This is a genomic window from Xanthomonas axonopodis pv. maculifoliigardeniae (genome assembly GCF_041519315.1).
GTDB classification, from domain to species: Bacteria; Pseudomonadota; Gammaproteobacteria; order Xanthomonadales; family Xanthomonadaceae; genus Xanthomonas; species Xanthomonas euvesicatoria.
In genome coordinates this window covers 2,024,507-2,049,507 of record NZ_CP167998.1, presented here as the reverse complement: position 1 = coordinate 2,049,507, position 25,001 = coordinate 2,024,507, and the positions used below count along the sequence as shown (strand labels likewise).

Below are 25,001 nucleotides of genomic sequence, written 5' to 3'. Positions count from 1 at the left end.
CCCATGCACCGGGGGCGCAGTAGAATAGGTCCATGAATGCGACCACTGCCCCCCTGCCCTACAGCACCACGCGTCTGCACGAGCTGGCGCACCTGCTGATCGCCAATATCCGCGAGCTGGCCCATGCCGGCTGGACGCCTGCGACCAGCAGCAATTTCTCCCACCGTCTGGACGAACAGCACGCGGCCATCACCGTCTCCGGCCGCGACAAGGGTCGCCTGGTCGAAGAAGACATCATGGTGGTGGACTTCGATGGCCTGGCCGTCGGGCGCCCGTTGCGCCCGTCTGCCGAAACCCTGCTGCACACCCAGCTGTATCGCCGGTTCCCGGAGATCGGTTGCGTGCTGCATACGCACTCGCCGGTGCAGACGATTGCCTCCCGCCTGTATGCAGGCAGCGGTGTGATTCGGCTCGAAGGCTACGAATTGCTCAAGGCCTTCGATGGCAACACCACCCACGAAACCGCAGTGGAAGTGCCGGTGTTCGCCAATACCCAGGACATGCAGGTGCTGGCCGCGCAGGTCGATGCCTTGCTGGACAAACAGAGCATGTGGGGGTATCTCATCGAAGGACACGGCCTGTATGCCTGGGGCCGCAACATGGCCGAGGCACGTCGTCACCTGGAAGCGTTCGAATTCCTGCTGCATTGCGAACTCGAACTGCTGAAACTGCGCGGCACGCGCTGAGTACTGTCCGTCCCCCATTCGTGAGCCAGACCGCCATGAGCCGACTGCGTATCTTTGCCGACACCAATCCCGCCACTCCCGAGTTCGATAGCCGCGACGGCGATGCGATCGCCGCTCAGTTGCAGAAGATTGGCGTGACCTTCGAACGCTGGCATGCCAGCGCGCCGGTCGAACCGGGCGCCACGCCCGAGCAGGTGATGGACGCCTACCGTGCCGATATCGATCGCATCAGTGCCGAGCGCGGCTTCAAGACCGTGGACGTGGTCAGCATCGCGCCGGATAACCCCAAGCGCGAAGAAATGCGCGCCAAGTTTCTGGACGAGCACTTCCACAAGGAAGACGAGGTGCGGTTCTTCGTCGCCGGCTCAGGCCTGTTTACGCTGCACGTCGATGCCAAGGTTTATGAGATCGAATGCGTCAAGGACGACCTGATTGCCGTGCCTGACGGCACCCTGCACTGGTTCGACATGGGGCCGGAACCGCACTTTGTGGCGATCCGCTTCTTCACCGAGCCGGACGGCTGGGTCGGACATTTCACCGGCACCGAAATCGCCAAACAATTCCCCCGCTACGCCCCCGAGAAACCTCACAAGGCCAGCTGACGATGACACGACCGCAAGCGATCCTCACCGATATCGAAGGTACGACCAGCAGCATTTCGTTCGTCAAGGACGTCTTGTTCCCGTATGCGCGCCGCGCCATGCCGGCCTACGTGCGCGAACACGGCAATCATCCGCAGGTGCGCCATTGGCTCAACCAGGTGGCCGATGAAATCGGCGAGGACGTGCCGGACGAGGTGCTGATCACCACGCTGCAGACCTGGATCGACGAGGACCGCAAGCACACCGCGCTCAAGGCCTTGGAGGGCCTGATTTGGGGCGACGGTTACAAGACGGCCGACTTCACTGCACATATCTACGCCGATGCGGCGATCCAGTTGAAAGCCTGGCACGCGGCGGGCATTCCGCTGTATGTGTATTCGTCCGGCTCGGTGCCGGCGCAGAAACTGTTCTTCGCGCACAGCGACGCGGGCGACCTGAGCGGACTGATCACCGACTGGTTCGACACCGAAGTCGGCCCCAAGCGCGAAAGCGCCAGCTACCGCCGCATCGCCGAGCGCATTGGCGTGCCGGGACCGGAGATCCTGTTCCTGTCGGATGTGATCGAAGAGCTCGATGCCGCCAAACGTGCCGGCATGCGCACCGCGCTTCTGGACCGCCGGGAGGACTATCCCACGCCGCGTTCGGCCGACGATGTCGGCAGTCACCAGCGCGTGGAGAGTTTTAGCCAGTTGGTGCTGTAAGCACGATCTGCAAGCCGATTGCGCTCGTTGCCGTTTGAGCGCAATCGGTGGTTGGCGCCGCGCAGGCCGCTGATATGCTCCGGCTGCGACGCGCCGCATGCAGCTATCTGACGGGATAATGGCCTGCACTGCGGGCACCGCGCTCGGCCACCCCACCCGTCTTTCCTGGACTTCTGCGCGCGCCATGTCGCTGCCTTCCCCTTTCGCACCACATGCAGTATGGCGACGACTTTCCACGCTGATCGTCGTGGTGGCGTTGATGGCCGGCTGCCATCCGGACGCTGGTGCTGCGCTGCAGGCCCAGCCTGCCGAGAGCCACGATGCAGGCGATCCGGTCGATCAGGCCGCTCTGGCGCACGCATTGAAAGCGTTGCAACCGCAGCGCCCCGGCGTCACCGATCTGTACGTAGTCGGTTTTGCCGGCGATGCCAGCGACGATGTCTTCCGCAACGAGACGCTCTACCTCAAACAGCTGTTCGAGCAACGCTTCGATGCGCGCGGGCGCGTGGTCACGCTGGTCAACAACCCGGACAATCTGGGCGAGCATCCATACGCTCCGCTGGCAACCTACGACAATCTCTACGACACGCTGGCCGCGATCGGCAAGCGCATGGATCGCAAGGAAGACGCGCTGTTGCTGTTCGTCACCACCCACGGTACCGAAGATCACAGCCTGTACGTGCAGGTCGACGACAAGGAAGAGGATTTCATCAGCCCGCAGGATCTGCGTCAGGCGCTGGACGATGCCGGCATCGACAATCGCATCATCGTGCTGTCGGCCTGCTATTCGGGAGGTTTCATTCCCGCACTGCGTTCGCCGCAAACGCTGATCCTCACCGCTGCGCGTGCCGACCGGCCCTCGTTCGGCTGCGGCAATACCTCCAACGCCACCTATTTCGGGCAGGCATGGTTGATCGATGCGATGAACCAGAGCGACGACCCGCTGGCCGCATTCGACATTGCCAAGGCCGCCATCACCGCACGCGAGAAGCAGGAAGGCGAGCTCCCCTCGTTGCCGCAGCAATCGCTGGGCAAGCGCATCGCGCCAGTGCTGGCGCGTTGGCGTGCGGGCGTGCATCTGGGGCCGGCGGTGGCGTATCCGTATCCGCCGGTGGAGATGGATGCCGCGTCGGACCAGGGCGTGGATTCAACCGACTCAGCGGACGCTGCGCCGGTGAGTGACGTGCCACGTTCGAATACCCCGGCAACCGCAAAGCCCTCAAGCACGCTCCCAGCTACACCTGCAGCATCCAATCGATAACCCAGAGCGGGTGCTGAGACTAATTCTCATTTCGTCAGCACCAACCGGGCCTCGCTACACTCGCCCGGCCAGCCAGCCACCGCCAGCCAGCACCGATCTTCGCCAGCGCGCCAACGCCTGCCAGCCCGGATCCCAAAACGCCTCCCTTGTGGAGGCGTTTGTGTTTGTGGCGATCAGGAGACTGCTGCGCAGCTGACACATGCTTGACCGTCGCGCTATCGCAGCCGCGCTTCTGTCCGTGCCGAGATCACGACGACATGGTTCCGTATCGTTGCTCAAGAGCCGCTACACAACGTCACCAGCAATCGCTTGGGGCGATCTAGATTTTCTTGGCGCCAGATACCCCAACCCCAGTATTGGGCGATGTCAGGCACTGTGTGCACCCTCATCCATCCCTGTGAGCACCTTCTCCCGGTGCGAGAAGGCCGGCGTCAGACGACCGACATCGTTAACCGCCTCAGGGCTCAGCAGTTTGCAGGCGATACACGGTGCTGGCGTTGTACTGCCCGGTGGGTAGGTTTGCGCGCACCTGGACGGTGTGTTCGCCCACCGCCAGGGTGGTCGGCAATGCACCGCGCCAGAGATGCGTGGACGGCGTGGCCTCCGGCGAGCGGTCGTAACCGCGCAACGCGTCGGCCGCATCATCACGCACATTCTCTGCCAGCACACGCGGATCGCCACGCTCTACACGCTTCATCGGCTGCCATGGGCCGTTATCGATGCGCATCTCGACGACGGTGTCGTCCTGGCCCATGAAAACATTGGCGTAGACGCCCCACGCCGCATACGCGCCCTTGCGCAGTACCTTGGGCGCGTGCAGCAGCAATTGCGCATCGTCGGCCGCGCGCGCAGCGTGATAAGCCAGCGTGTAGCTACCGCTGGGCGCAATCTGCAGCACTGCATAGCCATTGGGAGTGCCATCGCTCATCGTCGCATCGGGAATGCCTTCGGCATCCTTGGCGCCCGACCAGAATGCACCGCAGGCCGCACCCACGTTGTATTCGTGCAGCGGTCGTGCACCCTGCCAGCCCTCGTCGGCACCGTGATCCACCTGGCGCTGGGTGTGGCTATGACCACTGAGCACCAACACATGCGGAAATTCTTTCAGCAATGCGAACAGGCGGCGGCGATCGGCATGCCGAAAGGTTTCCTGCCCCGGCACTGCATCGAACAGGTGGATATGCATGCCCAGCACCAATAGCCGGTCGCGTGGTAGCTGCGCCAGGTATTTCTGCAGGAACGCGAATTGATCGTCGCGCAGGCCACCGATGTAGGCCTGCCTGCCGCCCGGCGTATAGATCACATCGTCCAGGAACACGAAGCTGGCATTGGCTTCTTCCACCGCATAGGTGTCCGGGCCGTAGACTGCGTGCCAGCTGTCGAGCGACTGCGCATCGTCGTGCGCGTCCAGGTTGAGATCGTGGTTGCCCGGCACATGGAACCACGGCACGCCCAGCTGCGTGGTGACCTTGTTCAAGGCCGGATACAAGCTCAGATCGTCGCTGACGATGTCACCCAGCGTAGTGCCCAGCCTGGCGGTGGTCTTGCCGATGATCGGTTCCACGATGTCGCGCTGGTAGTAGCCAACGTCGGCAAGGCTGGCGGTCTGGCTGTCGGCAAACACCAGCATCTGGAAGCCATCGGCCGCGGTGTCTGCGCGTGGCGTCAGCGCGAAATCCCAGTTGTGCGTGTTGCGGCCGGTCGCGGCGACACCGCCGTATTGATGCTTGGCCGAGCCACGCGGTGCGTAGTGGCGCCAGAATGCAGGCAGGCCATCGGCGGCGGGCAAAAAGCGGCGGTCGCCAGGCTTGATCACGAATACCGTCTGCCCGTCGCGTACCGGCAGGCGGTAGCGGCCCTGCGCATCGGTACGCACGATCTGCTCGCCATTGGAAACCGCCACATCGGCCACCCCCGGCTCATCGGCGCTGCGGCCGGCGCGCCCGTCGCGTTCTTCGTAGACGATGCCATCGACTGCGGTGTCGCGCGCGTATGCGCTTCCCGCGAGCAAGCCCAGTGCCAACAAAGCGAAGCGAGGTTGCATGCGTTTTCCCGCGCGAAGATCCGCGGAAATTGTACATGCCATCGCCAGGCGCACAGCGCGAGTACGCAGGTTGGAAGGCATGACCGCATATCCGTAGGAGCGCACCCGGACGCTACGGGCGTTCCCAATAACGACCGTTGCGCCCGGGCGCGTTGCTAAGCGGCTGCGTTATTGATGCCGCGATTCCAGCAACGCCACCGCATCGCCAAGGCCCAGCCCACGTGCGCGCAGCAGCACGATCAGGTGATAGAGCAGATCGGCCGATTCGCCGAGCAACGCGTCATCGTCCTGCACCACGCCGGCCAGCGCGGTTTCCACGCCCTCCTCGCCCACCTTCTGCGCGATGCGGCGGATGCCTTGTTCGAACAGTTTGGTGGTGTAGCTACCGTGCGGCCGCTCGCGCTCGCGCTCGGCCACCAAGGCATCCAGGCTACCCAGGAATTGCCCTGGCGCAGACGGGAAACAGCTGGTGCGGCCCAGGTGACAGGTCGGACCATGCGGGCGCGCCTGCACCAGCAATGTGTCAGTGTCGCAGTCGGTCTGGATCGACACCACGCGCAACACGTTTCCCGAACTCTCGCCCTTGGTCCACAAGCGCTGCTTGCTGCGGCTGAAGAACGTGACGTCACCGCGCTGCCGGGTGACGGCCAACGCTTCGGCATTCATGTAGCCCAGCATCAGCACGCGCAGGTTGTCGGCGTCCTGCACGATCACCGGCAACAGGCCATCGCCCTTGCTCCAATCCAGGGTTGCGAGCGCGTCGCCCGTCGCCACTTCGTTACTGCCCATCGCGTACCTCGATCTGTTGCGCGCGCAAGAATCGCTTGAGTTCCGGGATCGGAATCGCGCCGCTGTGAAACACGCTGGCGGCCAGTGCGCCATCCACATCGGCCTGGTCGAAGACGTCGGCAAAGTGCTGCATCTCGCCTGCACCGCCGGAAGCGATCAGAGGCACCCGGCACAACGCACGCACCTGGCGCAGTTGGGCGATATCGTACCCGCGGCGCACGCCGTCGCTATCCATGCAATTGAGCACGATCTCGCCCGCGCCGAGCCGCTGCGCTTCGGCCACCCAGTCCAGCGTACGCATCGGCAACGCCTGGGTCTTGCTCGGATCACCGGTGTAGCGGCGCACGCGCCATTGACCATCTTCCTCACGAATCGAATCGATGCCGACCACGACACATTGCACACCAAAGGCATCGGCCAGTTCAGAAATCAATTGCGGGCGCCCTAACGCGGGCGAGTTGATGGAAATCTTGTCGGCGCCGGCATGCAATACCGCTCGGGCCGTTTCCACATCGCCGATACCTCCGGCCACGCAGAACGGAATATCGATCAGCCGTGCCACCCGCTCGACCCAGGTGTAGTCGACCGAACGCCCTTCCGGGCTGGCACCGATGTCGTAGAACACCAGTTCGTCGGCGCCCTGCGCACGGTAGCGCAAGGCCAGCGCGACAATGTCGCCCATGTCGATGTGGTCGCGGAACTTGACGCCCTTGACCACGCGGCCATCGCGCACGTCCAGGCACGGAATGATGCGACGGCTCAGCATGCCAGTGCCTCTTCGAGATCCAGATGCCCTTCGAGCAGCGCCTTGCCGAGCACGATGCCGGCACAGCCTGCGGCCTTGGCCGCGGCGACATCGGCAAGATTGCGCGCGCCACCGGAGACCTGCACCTGCAACTGCGGCGTCAGCGCGCGCAGATGCGCATACAGCGCCATATTGGGGCCGGACAGCATGCCGTCGCGCGCGATGTCGGTGCACAGCAGATGCTGCAGCCCGGCCTGCGCGTAGCGCGCGGCCAATTGATCCAGCGTAGCGTCTGCAGTTTCGGTCCAGCCGTGCACCGGCAACTGCCAGATGCCATTGGCATCCTGGCGCGTATCCAGTGCAATGGTCAGGCGGTCGGCACCGAATTCCTGCAGCCAGCCAACCACCATCTCGCTATTGCGCACTGCCAACGAGCCGATCACCACGCGTGCGGCGCCGGCATCGAGGATGCGCGCCACATCCTCGCGCGAGCGCACACCGCCGCCGGTCTGCACGCGCAAGCCGGTGGCACGCGCGATCTCGCCGAGCGTGCCGGCCAAGGTGTAGCCGCCCGCCTTGGCGGCATCCAGATCGACCAGATGCATCCACTGCGCACCGGCATCGGCGAACGCCTGCGCACGCGGCAGCACGTCGTCGCCGTACTGCGTCTCGCGCGCGTAATCACCTTGCAGCAGGCGCACCACGCGGCCGTTGCGGATATCCAGCGCCGGGTAAACGGTGAAACTCATGGGAAGCTCATCTCAAGAAAATTGCGCAGGATGCGTGCACCGGTCTCGGCCGAACGCTCAGGGTGAAATTGCGCGCCACAGCGCAGCCCGTTCTGCACGACGGCGGTGAACAACCCGCCGTGATCGCAGGCGGCCACGGTGTCGGCGGTCACCGGCGCAGCGTAACCATGCACGAAATACGCACTGGCGCGCTCGGGCAGACCGGCCAGCAACGCGGATTCGCGCATCGGCACCAGCTGGTTCCAGCCCATGTGCGGCACACGGATACCGAGTGCCGGCGTCATATGCCGTACGATGCCCGGCAGCAGGCCCAGGCACTCGACATCGCCTTCTTCGGAATGTTCGAACAGCAGTTGCATCCCCAGGCAGATACCGATCAACGGCACCTGCAGCGCGCGCAACGGCTGGACCAAGCCCTGCGTGCGCAGACGCGACATCGCTTCTGGCGCAGCACCGACGCCGGGCAGGATCACGCGCTGTGCGCCGTGCAGACCTGCCGCATCGCGCACCACGCGTGCGTCCACGCCCAAGCGCTCCAATGCATAGCGTACCGAGCCCAGGTTGGCGCCACCGGCATCGATCAACGCAACATCGGTCATAGCGCACCCTTGGTGGTCGGCAACGCGGTGCCTTCGCGGCGGATTGCCTGGCGTAATGCACGCGCCAGGGCCTTGAAGCAGGCTTCCACCTTGTGGTGATCGTTCTCACCGCGTACGGTCAGATGCAGATTCAAGCCGGACGCATCGCAGATCGAGCGGAAAAAATGCGGCACCAGCTCGGTCGGCATGTCGCCGACGCGCTCGCGCTTGAACTCGCCGTCGAAAACGAAATACGGCCGGCCGCTGAAATCCAGCGCCGCGCTTGCGATGGTTTCGTCCATCGGCAACGTGAAGCCATGCTGCGCCTTGTCGCCGGCGACGCGCCAGGGGCTGCTTTCCGGATCGAAGCCATAGCGGCCGATGCCACGCTTGTCGCCCAGCGCTTCACGTAGCGCCTGACCCAGCGCAAGGCCGGTGTCTTCGATGGTGTGGTGCTCATCGATATGCAGATCGCCTTCGGCCCGGATCTCCAGCGCAAAACCGCCGTGCTTGCCGATTTGTTCCAGCATGTGGTCGAAGAACGGCAGACCGGTGGCGGTCTTCGGTTCGGCCACGCGATCCAGATCCAGTTCGACGCGAATCCTGGTTTCCTTGGTGTTGCGCTGGACCACCGCGCGACGCGGTGCGTCGGCCAGTTCATGGGCGATGCCGGGCCAGTCCCACTCGCCGCCGAACTCGTCGGTGCGCAGCTGAAACCCGCGAATGTTGAGGTTGTGCGCGAACTGGATGTCGGTGATGCGGTCGCCCACCATCGCCGAGCGCGCCCAATCGATGCTGCGGTCCTGCAGATACGGCACCATCAGGCCGATACCGGGCTTGCGCGTGGGCGCATTGTCGGCAGGCCAGCTGCAATCGATCAGCACGTCGCGGAATTCGATGCCCTGGCTGGCGAAGATCTGCAGCATCAGGTTGTTCGGGCCGTCGAAGGACGCGCGTGGGTAGCTCTCGCTGCCCAGCCCATCCTGGTTGCTGACAATGACGAACTGATAGCCGGCATCGCGCAGCTTGAGCATCGCCGGAATCACGTGATCGACAAAGCGCAGTTTCTCGTACGCGTCGATCTGGTAGTCGGCCGGCTCGGTGATCAGCGTGCCGTCGCGGTCGACAAAAAGAATCGGGGTCATGCGGCGGCCTCCTGCGTGCGTTGCAGCGCGCTCAGCACGCGTTGGTTCTGTTCGTGCGTGCCCAGCGTGATGCGCAGCGCGTCGGCCAGGCGCGGCACTGCGCGTTGATCACGCACCACCACACCGGCATCGAGCAACGCCTGGAACGCCGCCTCGGCATCATCGAAACGCACCAACAAGAAGTTGCCTTGCGAGGGATAGACCTGCCGCACACCGGCCAGCTGCGCGAGCGCCTCGTGCACGCGCTCGCGCTCACTGCGCACCTCGGCGATACGCCGGCGGGTCACCTCCAGCGCCGGCGCAGACAAGGCCTGCTCGGCCATGGCTGCACATGGTGTGGGCACCGGGTACGGCGCTTGGCAGCGGCGCAGCAGGGCAATCAACTCGGCATTGGCGATCAGTGTGCCGATACGCGCCGCCGCCAGCGCATGCGCCTTGGAAAGCGTACGCAACACCGCGAGATTGTCGTAACGCCCGAGCAGACCGACCGCCGAAGGCACATCGGAAAATTCGCCATAGGCCTCGTCCACCACCACCAGCGCCTTGCCTTGCAAGGCCTGCAGCGCTTGTTCGATCTGGTCTAGCGCAATGGCCGAACCAGCGGGATTGGATGGCGAACACAGAAACACCAGCTTGGCGTTCGAGGCCAATGCCCTCGCCACTATTGCAGGGATATCTGCATGGAAACCATCTGGCCCATCGACCAGCGGCACGTCCACCAACGGTGCGTTCTGCAACCGCGCGCACACCGCGTACATGCCGAATACCGGCGGCGTCACCAGCACTGCATCGCGCTCTGGCACGCACAGGCCGCGTACCAGCAGATCGATCGCCTCGTCGCTGCCGCGGCCGATCAACAGCTGCTCCGGCGCGCAACCGTACAGCGCCGCAAGCGCGCTGCGCAGGCCCCTGGGTTGCGGGTCGGGATAGCGCCGCGTGCTGGCGTCGGGATCGGCGGGATTCGCCCACGCGGACTCGTTGGCGTTGAGCCACACATCGCCCTGCAACGCACTGGTGCGCGCCGACGAATAGCCCGCAAATGCACGCAGATCTTCGCGTACCAGATCCAGAATCGACGACGCGCTCATGCCGCCACTCCCATGCGCAGCGCCACCGCGTTGGCATGCGCATCCAGCCCCTCAGCGCGGGCAAGGATCAATGCGCATTGACCGATGCCGTCGATGCCGGCCTTGCTGGCTGCCTGCACGCTGACCATATTCTGGAAGCTGGCCACACTCACCCCGCTGTAGGCGCGCGCCGCACCGCTGGTCGGCAGCACATGATTGGTGCCGCTGCAGTAGTCGCCAAGCGCTTCGGGCGTGTAATCGCCAAGAAACACCGAACCGGCCGCTTCGACTTGCGCCAGCCACGCGCGCGGTTCGCGCAGCGCAAGAATCAGGTGCTCCGGCGCATAGCGATTACTGATCGCAAACGCCTCATCCAGCGCCTGCACCTTGATCATCCGCGATTGCGCCAGCGCCTGGCGCGCGATGTCGGCACGCGACAGTTGCGCAAGCTGAACTTCCAGCTGTACTTGCACCGCATCGATCAACCCGTCGCTGTCGGACAGCAACAGCACCTGCGAATCGGGCCCGTGTTCGGCCTGCGACAACAGATCAGCAGCCACGAAGGCCGGCTGCGCGCCCGCATCGGCGATCACCAAGACCTCCGAGGGGCCGGCCGGCATGTCGATCGCCGCCGCTCCGGACTGGGCCACCTGCTGCTTGGCTTCGGTGACATAGCTATTGCCCGGGCCGAACAGCTTGTCGCAACTGGGTACCGACTCGGTGCCATACGCCATCGCCGCGATCGCCTGCGCGCCACCGAGCTTGAACACGCGGCGCACGCCGGTGAGTTGCGCGGCCACCAGCACCGCCGGGTCCACGCTGCCGTCCTTGCGCGGCGGCGTGCACAACACCACCTCGCGGCATCCGGCCAGACGCGCCGGCACACCCAGCATCAAGGCGGTTGATGGCAACGGCGCGCTGCCTGCCGGCACGTACAGACCCACACGTCCGATCGGCCGCACGATCTTTTCGCACACCACGCCGGGCGCGGTTTCCACCGCATAGCCCTCGCTCATGCCGGCGCGGTGGAAGGCGTCGATGCGTGCGACCGCATCTTGCATGGCCTGGCGCAGCTCCGGCGCCACGGCCGCTTCGGCGGCAGCGAAGTCGGCTTCGCTCACGGCGAAGCTCTCCAGCGATACGCCATCGAAACGCGCGGTGATCTCGCGCAAGGCGGCATCGCCGCGTGCACGCACATCGGCAATCAATGCAGCCACTGCGTCGCGCGTCTGCGTGGCCACGGTCTGTACCGGGCGAGTCAGTGCATCGGTTCGCGCGGCACCGTCGAGTTGGGACCAATCGAGAATCTTCATGCCAGCGAGCGCTCCACCGTCAACACCATCAAGCCTTGCGCACCTGCGCGTTCGAGTTCTTCCAGGCGCTGCCAGGTCACCGCGCCATGGCACATGGTCTGCAAGCGCAGCGCGCCGTTGCCATCGTCGGGCAACTGCACCAGCGGGTCGGCGTCAGGCAGCAGGCGGCGCAGCGCATCGACATTGGTCTGCTCGGCGCGGAACATCAGCAGCTTGCTGTCGCGCAATTTGAGTACGCCGTCCATGCGCCGCAGCAGCATTGCCAGCAGGCCGGCGCGCGCATCGGCCGGCTCGCGCACTGCGCCGGCCAGCACCGCTTCGCTTTCCATCACCAGCTCGACCGGCTTGAGCTGGTTGGCGGCCAGGGTGGCGCCGCTGGAGACCAGATCGCAGATCAGATCGGCAGTGCCCAGGCGCGGTGCGATTTCCACCGAACCGGACAACTCCACCACCGTCGCGTCGATGCCCTGCCGCTCCAGCCAATCGGCCAGGATCGCCGGGTAGCTGGTGGCGATACGCTTGCCCGCCAGTTGCGCCACGCCGTGCCAGTCCCATTCTTCCGGCACGGCGAGCATCAGGCGGCACTGGCCGAAGCCGACTCCACGCACGGCGTGATAGGCGGCCGGCAAGCCGTTGCGGCGACGCTCGGCGGCCTGCTCTTCCAGTTCGTTCTGGCCAACGATGCCCAGGTCGCAGACGCCATCGGCGATCAGGCCGGGGATGTCGTCGTCGCGCACCAGCAGCAGGTCCACCGGCAACGATTCGCCGTAGCAGAACAGCTTGTCGCGGCTCTGCCGCCAGCTCAGCCCGCAGGCGGCCAGCAGGCTGCGCGCCGGCTCGGCCAGGCGGCCGCTCTTCTGGATGGCGATACGCAGCCGGTCACGTGCCGGCGCTGCCGTGGAAGCACTCATCTCGTTCTCTCAGTGGGAGGCGTCAGGGCGCGAAGACTGCTCGCGCAAGGCCGCGGCATAGCCGCCGGCACCGTGGTCCAGGGTGCGCGCAACGCGCCCGATGGTGGTGACGCTGACCTGGGTCAGCTCATGGATTTCGCGATACGGCACGCCCTTGACCAGCAGCGGCACCACCCGCCAGCGGTCGGCCATGGCTTCCAGCTCGGCAGGCGTGCAGAGGTCACGCAGAAACGCTTCGACCGCCTCGGGCGCGCGCAGGCATGCCAGCGCGTCGGCCAGCATCGTCAGAGATGCCGCAATGTCGGTGTTCTCGCGGGGGGCGGGTCGTTGTTTCATTGCGTCAATGTAATAGCGTGTTAGTACATTAACGCAAACACCGGCCTCGGGACAAGTCGACCGCATCGAAGCATTCATGAAGAAACTGCTCGCCCACCTGCCTGTTACGAAAACGCCCACTGACATCTGATGTCAGTGGGCGCGTTCTGCGCTACGGCACGTGGGTCGCCGGCGAAATGGTCACCAAGCCTGTGACGTCTTCAAACTGACGATATCAGTCGCCCTGGACGCCGCCATCCACCAGCATTGCCCTGGCCTGTTCCAGTTCCACCTGCAAGGTGCTGGCCAGCTCATCGCGGGCGACGTCGAACTGCTGCTCTCGCACCAGGTCTTTCACCGCCACCTCGCCGCGTGCCAGTTCGTCGTCGCCGGCCAGCACCACGAAGCGGATGCCGGCACGAGCCGCATACTGGAACTGCTTGCCGACCTTCTTCGGCTCCATCTGCACCTCGGTGTTGATGCCACCGATGCGCAGCCGGCGCGCGATATCCAGCGCGTCGTCCAGGCGGGTCTCGTCCATCAGCGCCACCATCGCCTGCACGCTGCTTTCGGCGATGCCCTGGATCAGGCCGGCCTCGCGCAGCTGCCAGAACAGGCGGGTCAGGCCGATCGAAATGCCCACGCCCGGCAGCTTGGACTTGGTGTAGTGGCTGGCCAGGCTCTCGTAACGGCCGCCCGAACAGATTGAGCCGATCTGCGGGTGGTCGATCAGCGTGGTTTCGTAGACGGTGCCGGTGTAATAGTCCAGCCCGCGCGCGATGGAGAAATTCAGGCAGTACGCGCTCTCCGGCACGCCTAGCGCCTTGACCAGCTCCAGTACTTCGCGCAACTCGGCGATGCCCTCGCCCAGCGTCGCGCTGGCCCCGACCGAGGCTTCCAGCGCCTGCAACTGCGCCAGCGCATCGGCATGCCCGTCAGAGCGCACCGCCACGAAGGCGAGGATCTTGGCCACCTGCTCGGCGGCGATGCCGAAGCCCTCGCCCACCAGCGTGTCGCGCACGTAATCGGCGCCACGCTTGTCGATCTTGTCGACTTCGCGCAGCACGGCAAGCTGCAACTCGCCCTCAGCCACGCCCAGGCTTTCGAAGAAGCCGCGCAGCAGCTTGCGGTTATTCAACTGCACCTTGAAATCGCCGATGCCCAGCTCGGCGAACACCGCATGGATCACCGCCAGCACTTCGGCGTCGTAGCGGATGCTCAGCGCATCCTTGCCAATGACGTCGATATCGCACTGGTAGAACTCACGGAAGCGCCCGCGTTGCGCACGTTCGCCGCGATACACGCGCTGCATCTGGTAGCGCCGGAACGGGAAGCTCAGCTCGTGCTCATGCTCGGCGACGTAGCGCGCCAGCGGCACGGTCAGGTCGAAGCGCAGCGCGAGCTCGGGCAGGCCACCGTTCTCGGCGCCCGCATCGGCTGCCGCAGCAGCATTGGCCAGCGCGCCGGTGGACTGCACGAAATACACCTGGCGCTCGGTTTCGCCGCCGGATTTGGTCAGCAGCACATCCGACAGCTCGAACACCGGGGTCTCGACCGGCAGGAACCCGAACCGCTCGTAGTTGCGGCGGATGACGTCCAGCATGCGCTGGAACGCGATCTGCTCGCGCGGCAGCAATTCCATGATGCCGGGCGGCGTACGGGGCTTGATCACGAGCGAAACTCCTGCAGGACAATGTGGCGAACGCACAATTCTACCGGCTGGGCGGCCGCGCTGACCGCATGGCGTATCATTCAATGCGTCCCAGCAGTGCATGGCCCATGTACCGGCAGCTTTCCGACCCCAGCGCGACCTGCCCGGCGCCCAGCACGGCATCCGCCAGTGGCACGCCCAACTCAGATTGCGCCCTTTGCGCCGTGCGCGGCCGGGCCATTTGTGCGGCGCTGTCGGCGCAGGAGATGGACGCGCTGGACCAGGTCACCCACGCGGCGGCCTACGCGCCCGGCAGCACCCTGGTGCGTGCGGGCGAGACCCGGCACAACGTCTATACCGTGACCTCCGGTGCGTTGCGCATGGTGCGCACGCTGGCCGACGGGCGCCGCCAGATCACCGGCTTCGTGCTGCCCGGCGACTACGTCGGGCTCACCGAAACCGCGCAGCACCGCCACGATATCGAAGCCATTGTCGACAGCCGGGTGTGCCGCACGCCGATGGCGCAAATGCGCCAGCTACGCGAGCGCTACCCGCAGCTGGAACGCAAGCTGCTGCAACGTGCCAGCATGGAGCTGGCTGCAGCGCAGGACACCGGCCTGCTGCTGGCACGCCTGCAACCGAGCGAACGGCTGGCGCATTTCCTGCTGCGGCTGGCCGCTCGCTCCATCCAGCCCGGCGCCAGCGGCGACACCGTGGCGCTGCCGATGAGCCGCGGCGATATTGCCGACCATCTGGGGCTGACCGTGGAAACGGTGAGCCGTACCTTCACCAAACTGCGGCAGCAGCAGTTGATCGCGCTACCGCAACTGCAGCTGGTGCAGATCCTTGATTACGCCGCACTACGCCGCCTAGCCGGCGATACGGTGTAAGGGTTGGCGGCTGATTGATGGATTTCATTGATGCGTCGGTGCGTGCCTGTCGACGCAGTCGGCCGGGTCGGTGACGCGCGATCACTCAGCGCCCGGCCACTGCACGCGCTGCCGCACCGCCACAGCCACTACTCAGCAGCCGCGACTGGCGCAGCCAGGCCCGGTCCGGGTAGTAGGCAAACACGAACGCACCGTCGCGCAAGGTATCGATCAACTGCTTGGCCACCGCTGGCCGCACCGCCGGGCAGCCCAGGCTGCGGCCGAGCCGGCCCTGGCTGCGGATGATGGCTTCGCTGACATAGGGCGCGCCGTGGATCACGATGGCGCGATCGCGTGCGTGGTCGTTGAACCCCGGCTCCAGACCCTTGAGCCGCAACGAGTAACCGTTGTGCCCGGTGTACGACTCTTGCGCGGTGAACGCGCCCAGGCTGGACTGGAAGCTGCCATCGTCATTGGAGAACTTCGCCGCCAGGTTCTCGCCGGTATTGCGTCCGTGCGCGACCCATTCGCGAAACAACAGGCGCTGCTTGTCCAGATCGAACACCCAGAGCCGGCGCTCGGTCGAGGGGCGGCTGTAGTCGATGACGCTGAGCACCCGTTCGGCACCCACCTGCTGGCGCTGGCGGGCGCATTGCAGCGCCTCGGTGGCCAGGGCCAGCACCTGACGGTCCAGCGACGGCGCCTGGCGCGCCAGCGCCTCGACCAGACCCACACGCGGAGCGCCCAGTGGCGCGACCGGTGATCCAGCCAATGCATCGGCCGCACTGGCCGCACCAGCCGCTGCCCACCCGCACAAGAAGCCGGCAACGGCGATCATTCGATAAGACATGCAACAACCCACAGCGGACGCGGCGCCACGACGGGGCCGCACCCGGCTAGAAATAGCCGCATGCGGGCCACTTTCCAACCCCGGTGGCTGAACGCGTTGGGTCAGGCGGCATCGGCAAGCAAGCGCTGCCGAAGGGCTGCGTAGTCCGGCGCCAGTGCTTCGGCATGCGCCGGGCGCTGCAGCAGCGCGGCCAGCGCCGGCGGAACCTCCACCGCGCGGCCGATCAATGGCTCCACCACCCCCTCGAACTTGGCCGGATGCGCGGTGGCCGCTACCGCCCAGTCGCCAGTGCCGCCCTCCGCGCCTTCGGCACGCAGTTGTTCGAGCACATGCACCGCGGTGGCGGTATGCGGGCAATGCACCTCGCCGTAGCGGGCGAAGCGCTGCTGCACGGTGTTGCGAATCGCCGCATCGTCCACCGACAAGGCCCGGAATTCCTCGCGCAAGGCGGCATCGTCGCCGTTGTAGAGCCAACGCAGCCGCTCGAAATTGCTCGGCGCGCCCACGTCCATCGCATTGGCCAGCGTGGCCACGCTGGGCTGCGGTGCGTAGGCATCTCCCGCGAAATAGTCCGGCAACACGTGATTGGCGTTGGACGCCAGCGCGATGCGGCCCAATGGCACCCCGAGCGCGCGCGCGATGATCGCCGCCAGCGCGTTGCCCAGGTTACCGGTAGGCACGACCAGGTTGAGCGCGCTGCCCGAGGCTGCATGGTGTTCCAGCGCGGCATGTGCGTAGTAACTCATCTGCGGCAGCAACCGGCCCAGACTGATGCTGTTGGCCGAACTCAGCGGCACCTGCGCCTGCAATGCGGCATCGTTCAAGGCCTGCTTGACCATTGCCTGGCAGTCGTCGAACGAGCCGGCCACGCGCAGGGCCTGGATGTTGTCGCCGAAACACCCCAATTGATGCGCCTGCCGCGGCGACACGCGGCCGTCCGGATACAGCACTACCACGCGCAGGCCGGGCTGGCGATGGAACGCGGCGGCCACGGCGGCGCCAGTGTCGCCGGAGGTGGCGACCAGGATGGTGAGCGGGCGATCTTCGGCACGGCGCAGGCGGGTCAGGCAGGCGGCCAGGAAGCGCGCACCGAAATCCTTGAACGCGGCGGTGGGGCCATGAAACAGCTCCAGCGCGTAATCGCCCGGCGTACCCAGCTCAACCAGCGGTGCCGGGAAGTCGAAGGCTTCAGCGCAGATGGCGGGCAGCTCGGCGGCCAGCGCATCACCTTCGAAAAACGGCTGCAGCAGCACGGTGGCGGTGTCGGCCAGGCCGGCGCCCGCAACCAGCGTACGCGCAGGCGGCAGGGTCTGCGGCACGTAGAGGCCGCCATCGGGCGCCAGCCCGGCGGCGATGGCCTGGCTCAGGCTTGCGGCGGGGGCACCGCCACGGGTGGAGATAAACATCAGCATGACTCCAGATAAAGCGAAGGCTGGGCGGTACCCATGACAAGCGGTGCCGCGTGTGACGGAGCCGGGCGTCGGGCTGCGCCGGCATTTGGCCGAAGGGGTGCGCACGGTCGATGGCGCGGGGCTATGCTGCGCGCACCCTTCCGTGGAGTCGGCAGATGATCAAGGTCAGTGTGATGTACCCGTACCGCGAAGGCGCCCGCTTCGATCACGCCTACTACCGCGACCAGCACATGCCGCTGGTGAGCGCGCGCATGGGGCCGGCCTGTTTGAAATATACGGTGGACAAAGGCATCAGCGGCGGCGAGGCCGGCAGCCCGCCGGCGTTCATCGGGATGTGCCACATCTTTTGCGCGTCGCAGGAAGCCTTCAATGCCAGCTTCGGGCCGCATGCGGCGGAGATCCTGGGCGACATCGCCAACTACACCGACCTGACCCCGGTGATGCAGATCAGCGAAGTCATGGTTGGCTGAGCCACGCGGCGCGTGCAGTGCAACATGCCGTGCATCGCACCGCCCTGCGCCCGCACCACGTCGCAGGCGCCGTGCCGCGGCAGCGCACTGTCGAGCAACAACGCCCGACGCGCAGCGACCGGATGGCATCACGCGGGAATCGCACGCATTGCGAGGCGACCCGTACAGCCCGGATGACGCCACTGTGCTCGGTGCGTCGTCGATCCAGGACGACAATGACTCGATCCACACATCACTTGATTCTGACTCATCTTCTTCTAAGGGCTGGCACGGCTCGACTGAGCAAGCGCAGCAGCCGGTCCGGCATAGGCCGCGCGCCCAATCGACCGAGGCCCCGCCATCGGGTTCCGTCCGCCGCCACGCGCATCTTCGCAGCAGCGCCATCCGCGCGCGTTCGACCACGAACGTTACCAGATGACGAGCGCATACGCGCCGTCCTTGCGACGCATCGCTTCGCGATGAGACGCGCATCGGCATCTGGCGCCAGCGAGCGAGCAATTCGCTGCGGCCAGGCCCTTCTGAGCTTCCTGCGCGCCTGATCCGCCTGCGCAGTCACACAACCAGCGCGATCTACCGCTGCAGCAAGGCAGCTCGACGCCTGCAAGACAGCAGGAGTGTGTACGCCAGCACAGGCGCAATGCGTACCCTAACCATTGCGGATCTCCTGCCTGCACGTCTGATTGACGTGCTCGACTACACGCATGCTCGACCATGCGCGCACCCATGGAAGCGGCGAACAGATCGGTCTGCCCAGCGCGACTGTCCAGCCTCCGCACTGTCGGGATACGCGCCACGGGGACCATCGAGACAGAGGAAGTTCTGCTCCTGGTTGGAATCGCCCTGACCAGTCCACTGCGCTGCTTGCGGATAGCTGCACAGCGGACGCGTACGCAAGACGCCTTGGGTTTGGTCGTCGTTGACGTATTTGGCGGCGATGATGCGATCGGGCGCGACGCCCTGCTCGACCCAGGCCTCCATCGCCGACAACACATCGTGCTGGCGGTCGACCGCCAACCCGGGTGCGCCATACAGCGCGCCAAACGCTGTCGCGCCCGGGCCACCGGTGAAATGGCCCATCCCGGGCACCATGAACAGGCGGAAGAACTGCTGCGTCTGCTGCAATGCTTGGTCGTCGCTGATTGCAGATGCGCTGCCCGCACGCAGCTTTGCAACGACCGATTCGTAATAGGCAATCATTCCGCGCGGCGGCACCACAGGATCTTCCCAGCCGATATACAGCAGAAGCTTGCCGTTGCGCGCACGGAACCGGCTCAGATCCGGCGACGTTGCGTTGATCACGTGGGCCAGCCGCTGACCGGCGATGGAGGTACGGTTGGTGAGAGCGACATCGCTGTCGAAGTTGACCTTGGTATGGTCGAACGAGGCGCTAGCGGTGTTAAACACCATGTTGGCGAAGAACTGATTGGCCAGCAGTGCATGCCCACCGCCCGGTATGGTGGCGTTGCCGGTGACCCAGCGGTCCCAGAAGGTCGGCAGGGCGACGGCGAACGGCTCGAACCCATAGTAAATGCGCTGTCCGGTCCGCGGGTTGACCGGACCGCTCAGAATCGAGTCCAGTGCCATGATCTGGTCTGCAGTCAGGCAGCTGTCGGTTTCGGCGGCAGCGCACAGCAGCACGCTGGGATCGAAGCGGCACAGACGCGGATCGTTGACCACCCCGTCTGCGGTCAGATCCTTGGCATCGCATTGGGCAAGTGCCGCGGCCTGGATCGCCGGCAGCTTGGCCGTCGTGATGGTGGCCGCCGGATTGCCGAACTCGGCATCTTCGGACCACAGCCAGGAAAATGCGTTGTGGGTCCAGTCGGCGGACGGCGCATCGGCAATCACGCCATCGAACGCATTCGGATAGCGCTGGACGGCCATCAGCGCATCGCGGCCACCGTTGGAGGAGCCAAAAAAGTAGGAATAGCGCGGTGCGCTCTGCGTATACGCAGACACGATTTGCTTGCTGTAGACGGCCGTCTTGATCAGCGCCCGGTATCCCCAGTCGATGATTTTCTGGGGGTGGTTGAGCGCGAAACTTGCATCGCCGACCGTCGCACGATGACCACCATCGGTGGTGGCGGTGGCGTAGCCACGGCGCAAGGCGAAACCTAGCGAGTTGTACTGGATCGTGCCGGCAAACACCACCGTACCGACCTGCAGATATTTCGCGTTCCAGCCGGAAGAAGGGATCCAGACTTCGAAACCGATCTCCGAATCGCTGTTTGGCCGCGCAACGCCGACCACACGGCAGAACGCAGGCAATCCTTGGACAACGGTGCCATCGGGCGCGGTGAAATTACCTGCAGGCACATCGTCGGCCGTGCTGATCGTCGTCGACGGCACCGACAATTTCAGCAGATCCGCGCAGGAAGCAAACGCCGATGTCGCCACGAAGCACAAACCGGTTGCAACCACCACTGGGCCGAGCACGCTCGGCCAGTCCAATCGAGCCATGAAGAATTCCTCGTCAGGCAAGAAGCGGATTTACCGTCTCGACCGGGCGGTCGGGACACCGAACACTCCACATGGCATCTCACGGCGCGCACATCATGATGTCGCCCTGCGTCGGGATGTAAGCCCCTGTCCGCCGCAGGTGACACAGCTTTGCCTGCCGATCGATCGCCATGCCCATGGGCATGGACGTGGGCTTGGATGCTAGCGGCGACCGCAAAATGCCAGATGGCAGAAACGAACGCTGCTATGTGGAAACGAAGCGCGTAAATGTCTGTACGCACAGTGCAGTGGACTCGCAATTCAAAGCGATGTCCGGGTCACAGATCATCGGCATGCGCAGCTGCCGCACGCATGCATCGGCGCCAGCGCAGGGTCTGCGTGCAACGGTCAACTCAGGTCCCTTGCGTGCAGAACGCGCGCTCGATCACGTTGTAGACGGCATTGCCGGAACCACACGCCTCAACCGCGGCGCGCCCACAACTGGTCCCGTGCGTGCTACAGCAGCCTGGCGCCCGGGCAGTTCAGCGCAGACACCCAACTCTGGCTGCCGAAGCCGGCATTGGCGAATGCAGCCTGCACAGGCGCTGCGGCTGCCTCGGCTGCAGCGCGCGTGGCGAACCAGGCAAACACGCTGGGGCCAGCTCCGGAAATGCCCGCACCCATCGCACCCGCAGCCAACGCGGCGGCTTTGGCTGCGTCGAAGCCGCAGATCAACGGCGCACGCCGCGGCTCGATCAGCACATCGCGCAAGCCAGCGCGCACCAGCGATTCGTCGCCGGCGTGGCAGCCCGCCAACACCAGGGCAAGATTGGCGCTCTGCGCGACGAATTCATCGAGCCGATAGTCGCCAGCCAGAGCGGCACGCGCACGGCGCGTTTCCAGCACCGCATCCGGATGCACCACCAGGCTATGCCACGCCGAGGGTACCGGCACCGGCACCATGCGCTCCAACGTGGACAGCACCAGACCGCCCAGCAACATCGGACCAAGGTTGTCGCCATGACGGCTGCCGCTGGCCACCGCCTCGCCGTCGAGCGCATGCAGATAGAGCTGATCGCGCGACAGCGGGACATCCAACAGCGCGTTGGCCGCCACCAGCGCCGCCACGCACGATGCCGCAGACCCGCCCATGCCGGAACTGAGCGCAATCCCCTTGTCGATCTCCACCTCGAAGCCGAACGGCAACGCCAATGAGGTGCGCAGCGCAATCAATGCCGCGCCAGCGGTATTGCGTTCGGCCTCCAGCGGGAGCGCGACGGCGGTCCCACGGATCGCGGCGATGCGCACTTGCGGCGCATCGATGCGGCGCACGGCCACCGTATCGCCGATTCCTTCCAGCGCATAACCGAGCAGATCGAACCCGACCGCCACGTTGGCCACCGAGGCCGGAGCGAACGCTCGCGCCTCGCGCAGCGAGGACACGCCTGTATGGCTCATAGCCGCGCGCCCTCGCCTGCCGCCACGCGCAGCAGGTCGGCGAACACGCCTGCCGCGGTCACTTCCGGCCCCGCGCCCGGGCCTTGCACCACCAGCGGGTTCTCGCAGTAGCGACGCGTGGTGAACTGCACCACATTGTCGGTGAGGCGCAGATTGGCGAAGGCGTGATCGGCGGGCAATTCCACCAGGCCCACGCTGGGCGCGAGGTCCGGCGGCAGCTGCGCCACATAGCGCAGCACGTTGCCGCGCGCACGCGCATCGCGCAGGCGCCGCGCGAACACCGCATCCACTTCGGAGAGCCGCGCCATGAAATCGTCCACGCTGGCCTGACGCAGCCCTTCTGGCACCAGGCTTTCAACCTGCACATCTTCCAGGCTGATGGAGCGCCCTGCTTCGCGCGCCAGGATCACCAACTTGCGCGCCACGTCCACGCCGGACAGATCGTCGCGCGGATCCGGTTCGGTGTAGCCCATGCCGCGTGCCTGCGTCACCAGTTCGGCAAAAGGCACGCTGCCGTCGTATTTATTGAACAACCACGCCAACGTGCCGGAGAAGATGCCTTCGATGGAGGTGACCGCGTCACCGGTATCGACCAGGTCGCGCAGCGTGGTGATCACCGGCAACCCGGCGCCCACGGTGGCTTCATAACGGAAGCGCGCCCCACTGGCATCGGCCGCTGCGCGGATCGCCTCATAACGTGCCAGCGGGCCGGAACCGGCCTGCTTGTTCGGCGTGACCACATGGATGCCGGCGGCCAGCCAGCCCGCATAACGGTCTGCCACTTCGGCGCTGCCGCTGCAATCGATGATCACCGCATGCGGCAGATGCGCAGACAGCAGATGCGTGGTGAAGCGTTCCAGATCGGTGGGCGTGGCGGCAGATGCAAACGCATCGCGCCAGTCGCCGACCAGCCCGCGTTCGTCCAGCAGCATGCGACCGCGTGAGACCACCGCACGCAGGCGCAGATCCAGATTGGCCTTGCCCAGCAACTGTGGCTGCGCAGTGCGCAATTGATCCAACAGCGCTGCGCCCACATTGCCCGGCCCGATCACGCCCACAGAGAACGTCTGCGGCGACAACCAGAAACCTGCATGCGCCGCGCGCAAGGCCTTGGTGGCGTGCGCCGCATCGATGGCCACCGAGATGTTGCGTTCGGACGAGCCCTGCGCAATCGCCAGGATATTGACTTGCGCGCGCCCCAACGATTCGAACAGCCGTGCCGCCACACCCGGCTGGCCGGCCATACCATCGCCCACCGCTGCCAGCACGCTGATGCCGGTGGTCAGCTGCACGCGCTGCACCTGGCCGACCGTGAGTTCATGCGCGAACGCCTGCAGCAATGCGTTGCGTGCGCGTTCGGACTCGTGCTGCTTGACCACGCAGCAGATCGAATGTTCAGAGGAACCTTGCGAGATCATCACCACCGACACCTGCGCGGTGCGCAGCGCTGCAAACACGCGTTCGGCCGTGCCCGGCACCCCGATCAGACCGGTGCCTTCCAGATTCAGCACCGCCAGATCCGGGCTCAACGTCAGCCCCTTGATCGGCCCGCTCACCGCACTGCTGGCAGTGATGCGCGTGCCGGGATGCTCGGGCTGGAAGGTGTTGCGGATGATGATCGGCAGGCCGCGTTCGATCGCCGGCGACATCGTTTGCGGATGCACTACCTTCGCGCCGAAGTACGCCAGCTCGCAGGCCTCGTCGTAGCTCAGCGTTTCCAGTTGCACCGCTTCAGGCACCACGCGCGGGTCGGCCGACAGCACGCCGTCCACGTCGGTCCAGATATGCAGTTCGTCGGCATCGAACAACGCGGCAAAGATGGCACCCGAATAATCGCTGCCGTTGCGGCCCAGCGTGGTGATGCGATCGGCGCGGTCGCGCGCCACGAATCCGGTGACCACCACGCGCGTTTGCGGATGCGCCTGCCGCCAGGTTGCCAGACGTTGCGCACTCGCCTCCCAGTCCACATCCACACCCAGTTCGCCGCGATTGACCACCAGCACGTCGCGCGCGTCCAGCACCGCACAGTCCTCGCCGATCGCGCGGAAGTGATCGCCCAGCAGCTGCGCCGAATACACCTCGCCCAGGCCCTGCACGCGGTCGAGCACTTCGCGCGGCAGTTCGCCGATGACCGCTAGCGCCCCGAGGATCTGCGACAGATGTTCGAAGCGCTCGTCCAGCCACTCCACCGTTGGCCCGGAATGCTCGCCGAGCAACGCCACTGCCGCACCGCGATGGCGTGCGCGTGTTTCGTGCCACCGCTCGCGCCATTCGGGGCGATTTTTCGCCGCCAGTTCGGCCAGTTCGATCAAGGCATCGGTGACGCCCTTCATTGCCGAGACCACGGTGACCTGCACCGTCTCGTCGCGTGCAAGCAGCAGCTGCGCCACATGCCGATAGCGCTCGGCATCGGCCACCGAGGTGCCGCCGAATTTGTGCACGACAGTGCGCGCAGAGGACGCAAGAACAGCAGCGGGTTCGAACGAAACAGCGGGCGATGACATCGACAGACCTCGTTGGGGGAGGCCCCGTCCGCATCGGATGAGAGAGGGAAGCCCCCGCATCCTGATCCGGGTGCGGGGCCGTTGTTTTCGGAAGTTACGCGAAGACGACGGACCGCACCGGGCGAATGGTGGCGGTAGTAATGATGGTGGTAATGCCGGCCACGCCCGCACCTGCCCGCAGTAGCGGCTGGCAGAGAAGCGAAGCGGTGGCGGAGGCGTTACCCATGTATGCAAAAGACATCACCGGGCCGAGGCCTGTCAAGCATTGCGTGAATGGGCAGGCGCATGCGTTGGGCGCACGGAACAGAAATCCTTTTTGCTCAGGGATTTAAGCACTGTGCGTGCAAGCAATTGATTGCTATGGAAACTTTTGGATCGGCCTTGCAGAGCCATGCTGCGCAGCTTTCTAACCTTCATTGAACGAGTCGTGTGCTCGGCCGAC

The 25,001-nt window shown here is 65.4% G+C and carries 22 protein-coding genes and 1 pseudogene; 7 read left to right on the top strand and 16 right to left on the bottom strand.

The features are described 5' to 3' along the window. The first annotated feature begins 32 nt into the window (after positions 1-32). The 4 genes from ACDH77_RS09050 to ACDH77_RS09035 all read left to right on the top strand — a co-directional run bounded on the left by ACDH77_RS09050 (position 33) and on the right by ACDH77_RS09035 (position 3,250). Positions 33-686 (top strand): methylthioribulose 1-phosphate dehydratase, encoded by a 654-nt coding sequence (locus ACDH77_RS09050; protein ID WP_029819274.1) that lies wholly within the window; start codon positions 33-35, stop codon positions 684-686. A 35-nt stretch (positions 687-721) separates the two neighbouring features. Beyond that, positions 722-1,288 carry a 1,2-dihydroxy-3-keto-5-methylthiopentene dioxygenase gene (locus ACDH77_RS09045; RefSeq protein WP_008571451.1) on the top strand — a complete coding sequence of 189 codons (567 nt, stop codon included), beginning with the start codon at positions 722-724 and terminating at the stop codon, positions 1,286-1,288. Between the two features lie 2 nt (positions 1,289-1,290). Next, positions 1,291-1,989: an acireductone synthase gene (mtnC, locus tag ACDH77_RS09040; RefSeq protein WP_031422414.1), complete on the top strand. Its 699-nt coding sequence runs from the start codon at positions 1,291-1,293 to the stop codon at positions 1,987-1,989. Positions 1,990-2,173: 184 nt separating this feature from the next. Further along, the gene (locus tag ACDH77_RS09035) at positions 2,174-3,250 is read left to right on the top strand and encodes a C13 family peptidase (protein WP_031422412.1); all 1,077 of its coding nucleotides are present in this window, start codon (positions 2,174-2,176) and stop codon (positions 3,248-3,250) included. A 457-nt stretch (positions 3,251-3,707) separates the two neighbouring features. Here the strand turns inward: ACDH77_RS09035 and ACDH77_RS09030 are convergent, their stop codons facing one another. The 11 genes from ACDH77_RS09030 to hisS all read right to left on the bottom strand — a co-directional run bounded on the left by ACDH77_RS09030 (position 3,708) and on the right by hisS (position 14,578). Next, positions 3,708-5,294 carry a calcineurin-like phosphoesterase family protein gene (locus tag ACDH77_RS09030; protein WP_031422410.1) on the bottom strand — a complete coding sequence of 529 codons (1,587 nt, stop codon included), beginning with the start codon at positions 5,292-5,294 and terminating at the stop codon, positions 3,708-3,710. A gap of 168 nt (positions 5,295-5,462) precedes the next feature. Further along, positions 5,463-6,083 carry a bifunctional phosphoribosyl-AMP cyclohydrolase/phosphoribosyl-ATP diphosphatase HisIE gene (hisIE, locus tag ACDH77_RS09025; RefSeq protein ID WP_031422408.1) on the bottom strand — a complete coding sequence of 207 codons (621 nt, stop codon included), beginning with the start codon at positions 6,081-6,083 and terminating at the stop codon, positions 5,463-5,465. Further along, positions 6,073-6,849, bottom strand: a complete 777-nt coding sequence (hisF, locus tag ACDH77_RS09020) for an imidazole glycerol phosphate synthase subunit HisF (protein ID WP_031422406.1) — start codon at positions 6,847-6,849, stop codon at positions 6,073-6,075. Before hisF ends, hisIE begins: the two co-directional genes overlap by 11 nt. Continuing rightward, positions 6,843-7,577 carry a 1-(5-phosphoribosyl)-5-[(5-phosphoribosylamino)methylideneamino]imidazole-4-carboxamide isomerase gene (hisA, locus tag ACDH77_RS09015; protein WP_031422404.1) on the bottom strand — a complete coding sequence of 245 codons (735 nt, stop codon included), beginning with the start codon at positions 7,575-7,577 and terminating at the stop codon, positions 6,843-6,845. The genes hisF and hisA overlap by 7 nt, the downstream gene beginning before the upstream one ends. Further along, positions 7,574-8,176 (bottom strand): imidazole glycerol phosphate synthase subunit HisH, encoded by a 603-nt coding sequence (gene hisH / locus ACDH77_RS09010; RefSeq protein WP_031422402.1) that lies wholly within the window; start codon positions 8,174-8,176, stop codon positions 7,574-7,576. The genes hisA and hisH overlap by 4 nt, the downstream gene beginning before the upstream one ends. Continuing rightward, entirely contained in the window at positions 8,173-9,300 is a 1,128-nt protein-coding gene (gene hisB, locus ACDH77_RS09005) for a bifunctional histidinol-phosphatase/imidazoleglycerol-phosphate dehydratase HisB (protein ID WP_031422401.1), read from the bottom strand. The genes hisH and hisB overlap by 4 nt, the downstream gene beginning before the upstream one ends. Beyond that, a complete protein-coding gene (gene hisC, locus ACDH77_RS09000; protein ID WP_031422399.1) occupies positions 9,297-10,388 on the bottom strand; it encodes a histidinol-phosphate transaminase in 1,092 nt (363 codons plus the stop codon). Before hisC ends, hisB begins: the two co-directional genes overlap by 4 nt. Next, complete coding sequence (gene hisD / locus ACDH77_RS08995; protein WP_011347185.1) at positions 10,385-11,680, bottom strand: histidinol dehydrogenase; 1,296 nt, start codon at positions 11,678-11,680, stop codon at positions 10,385-10,387. The genes hisC and hisD overlap by 4 nt, the downstream gene beginning before the upstream one ends. Then, complete coding sequence (gene hisG, locus ACDH77_RS08990) at positions 11,677-12,591, bottom strand: ATP phosphoribosyltransferase (RefSeq protein ID WP_014090044.1); 915 nt, start codon at positions 12,589-12,591, stop codon at positions 11,677-11,679. Before hisG ends, hisD begins: the two co-directional genes overlap by 4 nt. A gap of 9 nt (positions 12,592-12,600) precedes the next feature. Then, the gene (locus ACDH77_RS08985; protein ID WP_014090043.1) at positions 12,601-12,927 is read right to left on the bottom strand and encodes a YerC/YecD family TrpR-related protein; all 327 of its coding nucleotides are present in this window, start codon (positions 12,925-12,927) and stop codon (positions 12,601-12,603) included. 214 nt (positions 12,928-13,141) lie between these two features. After that, complete coding sequence (hisS, locus tag ACDH77_RS08980) at positions 13,142-14,578, bottom strand: histidine--tRNA ligase (RefSeq protein WP_372353835.1); 1,437 nt, start codon at positions 14,576-14,578, stop codon at positions 13,142-13,144. Positions 14,579-14,781: 203 nt separating this feature from the next. Between hisS and ACDH77_RS08975 the strand changes: the two genes are divergently transcribed. Continuing rightward, entirely contained in the window at positions 14,782-15,447 is a 666-nt protein-coding gene (locus tag ACDH77_RS08975; RefSeq protein WP_031422392.1) for a Crp/Fnr family transcriptional regulator, read from the top strand. An 85-nt stretch (positions 15,448-15,532) separates the two neighbouring features. On the opposite strand, the gene ACDH77_RS08970 is transcribed toward ACDH77_RS08975, so the two are convergent. Both ACDH77_RS08970 and thrC read right to left on the bottom strand, forming a co-directional pair. Next, positions 15,533-16,276, bottom strand: coding sequence for a murein L,D-transpeptidase catalytic domain family protein (locus ACDH77_RS08970; RefSeq protein ID WP_014090040.1), 744 nt, complete (start codon positions 16,274-16,276; stop codon positions 15,533-15,535). Between the two features lie 101 nt (positions 16,277-16,377). Further along, positions 16,378-17,688, bottom strand: coding sequence for a threonine synthase (thrC, locus tag ACDH77_RS08965; RefSeq protein ID WP_031422390.1), 1,311 nt, complete (start codon positions 17,686-17,688; stop codon positions 16,378-16,380). 155 nt (positions 17,689-17,843) lie between these two features. Between thrC and ACDH77_RS08960 the strand changes: the two genes are divergently transcribed. After that, positions 17,844-18,158 (top strand): EthD family reductase, encoded by a 315-nt coding sequence (locus ACDH77_RS08960; RefSeq protein WP_031422388.1) that lies wholly within the window; start codon positions 17,844-17,846, stop codon positions 18,156-18,158. A gap of 693 nt (positions 18,159-18,851) precedes the next feature. On the opposite strand, the gene ACDH77_RS08955 is transcribed toward ACDH77_RS08960, so the two are convergent. Further along, positions 18,852-20,564: a tannase/feruloyl esterase family alpha/beta hydrolase gene (locus ACDH77_RS08955; RefSeq protein WP_218488628.1), complete on the bottom strand. Its 1,713-nt coding sequence runs from the start codon at positions 20,562-20,564 to the stop codon at positions 18,852-18,854. A gap of 230 nt (positions 20,565-20,794) precedes the next feature. Between ACDH77_RS08955 and ACDH77_RS08950 the strand changes: the two are divergent. After that, positions 20,795-20,986: pseudogene (locus ACDH77_RS08950) on the top strand (hypothetical protein); the annotation flags it as partial. A 127-nt stretch (positions 20,987-21,113) separates the two neighbouring features. On the opposite strand, the gene ACDH77_RS08945 reads toward ACDH77_RS08950, so the two are convergent. Both ACDH77_RS08945 and thrA read right to left on the bottom strand, forming a co-directional pair. Continuing rightward, positions 21,114-22,055, bottom strand: coding sequence for a homoserine kinase (locus tag ACDH77_RS08945; protein ID WP_031422384.1), 942 nt, complete (start codon positions 22,053-22,055; stop codon positions 21,114-21,116). Further along, positions 22,052-24,559: a bifunctional aspartate kinase/homoserine dehydrogenase I gene (thrA, locus tag ACDH77_RS08940; RefSeq protein WP_031422382.1), complete on the bottom strand. Its 2,508-nt coding sequence runs from the start codon at positions 24,557-24,559 to the stop codon at positions 22,052-22,054. Before thrA ends, ACDH77_RS08945 begins: the two co-directional genes overlap by 4 nt. Positions 24,560-25,001 lie beyond the last annotated feature (442 nt).

Bases quoted from the DNA above. Each gene is read 5' to 3' on its own strand.
- ACDH77_RS09050 (WP_029819274.1), top strand. From the start codon at position 33: ATGAATGCGACCACTGCCCCCCTGCCCTACAGCACCACGCGTCTGCAC.
- ACDH77_RS09045 (WP_008571451.1), top strand. From the start codon at position 722: ATGAGCCGACTGCGTATCTTTGCCGACACCAATCCCGCCACTCCCGAG.
- mtnC (WP_031422414.1), top strand. From the start codon at position 1,291: ATGACACGACCGCAAGCGATCCTCACCGATATCGAAGGTACGACCAGC.
- ACDH77_RS09035 (WP_031422412.1), top strand. From the start codon at position 2,174: ATGTCGCTGCCTTCCCCTTTCGCACCACATGCAGTATGGCGACGACTT.
- ACDH77_RS09030 (WP_031422410.1), bottom strand. From the start codon at position 5,294: ATGCAACCTCGCTTCGCTTTGTTGGCACTGGGCTTGCTCGCGGGAAGC.
- hisIE (WP_031422408.1), bottom strand. From the start codon at position 6,083: ATGGGCAGTAACGAAGTGGCGACGGGCGACGCGCTCGCAACCCTGGAT.
- hisF (WP_031422406.1), bottom strand. From the start codon at position 6,849: ATGCTGAGCCGTCGCATCATTCCGTGCCTGGACGTGCGCGATGGCCGC.
- hisA (WP_031422404.1), bottom strand. From the start codon at position 7,577: ATGAGTTTCACCGTTTACCCGGCGCTGGATATCCGCAACGGCCGCGTG.
- hisH (WP_031422402.1), bottom strand. From the start codon at position 8,176: ATGACCGATGTTGCGTTGATCGATGCCGGTGGCGCCAACCTGGGCTCG.
- hisB (WP_031422401.1), bottom strand. From the start codon at position 9,300: ATGACCCCGATTCTTTTTGTCGACCGCGACGGCACGCTGATCACCGAG.
- hisC (WP_031422399.1), bottom strand. From the start codon at position 10,388: ATGAGCGCGTCGTCGATTCTGGATCTGGTACGCGAAGATCTGCGTGCA.
- hisD (WP_011347185.1), bottom strand. From the start codon at position 11,680: ATGAAGATTCTCGATTGGTCCCAACTCGACGGTGCCGCGCGAACCGAT.
- hisG (WP_014090044.1), bottom strand. From the start codon at position 12,591: ATGAGTGCTTCCACGGCAGCGCCGGCACGTGACCGGCTGCGTATCGCC.
- ACDH77_RS08985 (WP_014090043.1), bottom strand. From the start codon at position 12,927: ATGAAACAACGACCCGCCCCCCGCGAGAACACCGACATTGCGGCATCT.
- ACDH77_RS08970 (WP_014090040.1), bottom strand. From the start codon at position 16,276: ATGTCTTATCGAATGATCGCCGTTGCCGGCTTCTTGTGCGGGTGGGCA.
- thrC (WP_031422390.1), bottom strand. From the start codon at position 17,688: ATGCTGATGTTTATCTCCACCCGTGGCGGTGCCCCCGCCGCAAGCCTG.
- ACDH77_RS08960 (WP_031422388.1), top strand. From the start codon at position 17,844: ATGATCAAGGTCAGTGTGATGTACCCGTACCGCGAAGGCGCCCGCTTC.
- ACDH77_RS08945 (WP_031422384.1), bottom strand. From the start codon at position 22,055: ATGAGCCATACAGGCGTGTCCTCGCTGCGCGAGGCGCGAGCGTTCGCT.
- thrA (WP_031422382.1), bottom strand. From the start codon at position 24,559: ATGTCATCGCCCGCTGTTTCGTTCGAACCCGCTGCTGTTCTTGCGTCC.